The sequence below is a fragment of the Streptomyces bambusae genome (genome assembly GCF_019400985.1).
Taxonomy (GTDB): domain Bacteria; phylum Actinomycetota; class Actinomycetes; order Streptomycetales; family Streptomycetaceae; genus Streptomyces; species Streptomyces bambusae_A.
On sequence record NZ_WTFF01000521.1, the window covers coordinates 1 to 3,081 of the forward strand.

The following is a 3,081-nucleotide window of genomic DNA, read 5'->3' on the forward strand; positions in this document are numbered from 1 at the left end:
TCGTACGCGCGGGACTGGCCGGGGCGGCGGTCGGGCCGCGGTCGCCGCGGCCGAGCCCGGCCCCGGCCTCCGTTCCGGCCCCGCCGCGGCGGCCTTGGTGGCCTTGGTCAGGACTCCGTGAGGCGGGCCGCCGCCCGGCGCTGCCGCTCGTTCGAGCCGCGCAGGAAGCGGATCACGGTCCGCAGCTCCTCCGTGCTGAACTCCTCGCACAGCTCGGCGACTTCGCGGGCCCAGTCCGCGTACGCCGGTGCCAGCTCGCGCAGCTTCTCCTCGCTGACCTCCACGACCACCCGGCGCCGGTCGGTGGGGTGCCCCACGCGGCGGACGTAGCCCTTCTGCTCCAGCCGGTTCACCAGGCCCGTCACCGAGGCCGGCGCCAGGCCCGAGTGCTGGGCCAGCTCCTTCGCGGTGAGCGGGCCGCCGCGCTGGAGCAGGTCGAGGGTCTTGACCTCGGTGGCGCCCAGGCCCCGCTTCTCGGCGAGCGCCGTGTGGAACATGACCGTGACCGCGCTCGTCTCCCGGCCCGTCCGGTTGAGCTCCGCCAGCACCTCGGCGCGGTCCGCGTCCGCGTCCACGTTCGCGTCCACGTTCGCGTCCACGTTCGCGTCCGCCTCTTCGTTCGCGCTCGCCTCTTCGTTCACAGGGGTCATGGAGGTCATGGAGTCACGCTACCAAAAATTTAGTTCGCCCGAACGAAAGGCTTGCGGCTGACCTGTCACGCATGCAACTCTTTCGTTCGTCCGAACGAAATACTTTGGGAGTAGCCGCCGCCATGACCCAGACCCCGACCCCGCCCCCGACGCCCCATCCCCGCCGCTGGGCCGCCGCCGCCGTCATGACGGCCGCCGCCCTGATGGACCTGCTCGACGTGACGATCGTCAACGTCGCCCTGCCCTCCATCGGCCGCGAACTGCACGCCTCCGAAAGCGCGTTGCAGTGGCTCGTCTCGGCCTACCTGCTCGGCTTCGCCGCCGCCCTGATCGTCGCCGGCCACCTCGGCGACCGGTACGGCCGCAAGGCCCTCTTCCTCGCCGGCACCGCCGGCTTCGGCCTCGCCAGCCTCGCCTGCGGCATCGCCCAGAGTCCCGGCCAGCTGATCGCCGCACGCGCAGTCCAGGGCGTCACCGCCGCCGTGCTCATGCCCCAGGTCCTCGGCTCCTTCCGCACCCTCTTCCACGGCAAGGAACGCGGCGCCGTCTTCGGCATGTACGGCGCCGTGGCCGGCTTCGCCTCCGCCCTCGGACTGCTGCTCGGCGGCCTGCTCACCGGCGCCGACCTCTTCGGCTGGGGCTGGCGCTCGATCTTCCTGGTCAACGTCCCCGTCGCGCTGGCCGCGCTCGTCGCCGGCGCCGTCCTGGTCCCCGCCACCCGGGAGCGCGGCGCGGGCCGCCCCGACCTCCTCGGCAGCCTCGTGCTGGCCGCCGGGCTCGTCGCCGTGGTCCTGCCCCTGGTCCAGGGCGAGGCCAACGGCTGGCCGCTGTGGGGCTGGGCCTGCCTGGCCGGCGGTGTCCTCGCGGTCGCCGGGCTCGGCGTCCTCGAAGCCCGGCGGCGGGGCGCGACCGTACCGCTGCTGCCCGCCCAGGCCTTCCGGTTGCCCGCCTTCTCCTTCGGACTGGCCGTCCAGCTCCTCTTCGCCGTGGGCATGCAGGGCTTCTTCCTGGTCTTCGCGCTCTGGCTGCAGGGCTCGCAGGGATACACCCCGATGCAGGCCGGCCTGGTCACGGTCGCCTTCTCCGCCGGCGGCTTCCTGACCGCCCCGGCCGCCGACGCGCTCGCAGTACGCTTCGGCCGGCTGGTGCTCGCCGCGGGCGCGCTGATGATGGCGGGCGGCGTCACCGCCGTCCAGTACGCCGTGGCGCACTCCTCCGACACGCACACCGGGGCCTGGCCACTGGTGCCGGGGCTGGTCGTGGCCGGCGCGGGCCTGGGCTTCCTGGTGGTGCCGCTGGTCAACGTGGTGCTCTCCGCCGTCCCCGCGCGGATCGCGGGCGGCGCGTCCGGGATCTTCTCCACCGCCCAGCAGTTCGGCGGCGCCCTGGGCGCGGCCGTGATCGGCTCGGTCTTCTTCGGAGCGCTCGGTAACGAGGGCGGCGACGCGACCCGTGCGCTGGGCGCCGCGATGCCGTGGGTGGCGGGGGGCTTCCTGCTCTGCGCAGTGCTCTGCACCCTGCTGCCGCGTACGGCGGCCACGCCGGAAGGGTCGCAGCCGGGGTCGCAGGATGCGTCGGCGCGGGACTCCGTGGCCGCCTAAGGGCGAGGCGAGGGAAGCGGCACGAGGAGGAATGGCTCCGGGCCCGGCCCCCTGGCGAGGGGTCGGGCCCGTATCCGTCACTCGTGCGATGACCTATCACTACCCACTCCGCCCCCTCCCCGAACCGCCACACCGCCCGGAGTTGGCCTCGACGAGCCCCGTCGACAATGATCGGCATGAATACCGAGAGACTCGTCGACCTCTGGCGGCGCCTTCTTGCCGACCCCCGCAAGTCGTGGGTGCTGTTCGAGCACGGCACCTGTGTGGTGCTCACCGCTCCCGATGGCGACCTCGCCGAACAGGCCACCGAGATCCTCAAGGAGTTCGGCCCTGTGCGTGCAGGCTCCCCTGCCGGAGACTTCGGGGTGATCGACGTCAAGGACGCCGACGGGGGCTGGGTGATCACCGGTCACCACCAGGACGTCCTCACCTACGTCGCGCCCGACGAGCCCAGCGGCCGGGACAACTTCGCCGTCGGGATGCGCGGACGCACCAAGCGCCACCGGGACGGCACCGAACTGCACATCGTCCACGTCGAGGACCGGCGTACCCCCGCAGGTCCTGCGTAAGGACGCGGCCGGTCCTCGACGGCGAAACCGGCCCCGGCCTCGCGGAGCCGCAGAGCCGCGGAGCCCGGGCTCCGCAGAGCCCCAGCCCTGGCTTCGCGGAGCCGGGTTTCGCCGACGGCCGTTGCGCGGCCCGGGCCCTGGCTTCGCGGAGCCGGGTTTCGCCGACGGCCGTTGCGCGGCCCGGGCCCTGGCTTCGCGGAGCCGGGTTTCGCCGACGGCCGTTGCGCGGCCCGGGCCCTGGCTTCGCGGAGCCGGGTTTCG

Annotated in this window: 3 protein-coding genes; 2 read left to right on the plus strand and 1 reads right to left on the minus strand. The window is 73.6% G+C overall.

All coding sequences use genetic code 11. From position 1 onward, the window contains the following. Positions 1-107: 107 nt before the first annotated feature. Positions 108-659, minus strand: coding sequence for a MarR family winged helix-turn-helix transcriptional regulator (locus tag GPJ59_RS35005; protein ID WP_219672098.1), 552 nt, complete (start codon positions 657-659; stop codon positions 108-110). A 113-nt stretch (positions 660-772) separates the two neighbouring features. Here GPJ59_RS35005 and GPJ59_RS35010 point away from each other — a divergent pair, with 113 nt between their 5' ends. Together GPJ59_RS35010 and GPJ59_RS35015 are read left to right on the plus strand one after the other, a co-directional pair. Next, on the plus strand, positions 773-2,251 hold the full coding sequence (locus GPJ59_RS35010) for an MFS transporter (protein ID WP_219672100.1): 1,479 nt from the start codon (positions 773-775) through the stop codon (positions 2,249-2,251). A gap of 176 nt (positions 2,252-2,427) precedes the next feature. Beyond that, entirely contained in the window at positions 2,428-2,820 is a 393-nt protein-coding gene (locus tag GPJ59_RS35015; protein ID WP_219672102.1) for a hypothetical protein, read from the plus strand. Positions 2,821-3,081: the final 261 nt, after the last annotated feature.

Bases quoted from the DNA above. Each gene is read 5' to 3' on its own strand.
- GPJ59_RS35005 (WP_219672098.1), bottom strand. From the start codon at position 659: ATGACCTCCATGACCCCTGTGAACGAAGAGGCGAGCGCGAACGAAGAG.
- GPJ59_RS35010 (WP_219672100.1), top strand. From the start codon at position 773: ATGACCCAGACCCCGACCCCGCCCCCGACGCCCCATCCCCGCCGCTGG.
- GPJ59_RS35015 (WP_219672102.1), top strand. From the start codon at position 2,428: ATGAATACCGAGAGACTCGTCGACCTCTGGCGGCGCCTTCTTGCCGAC.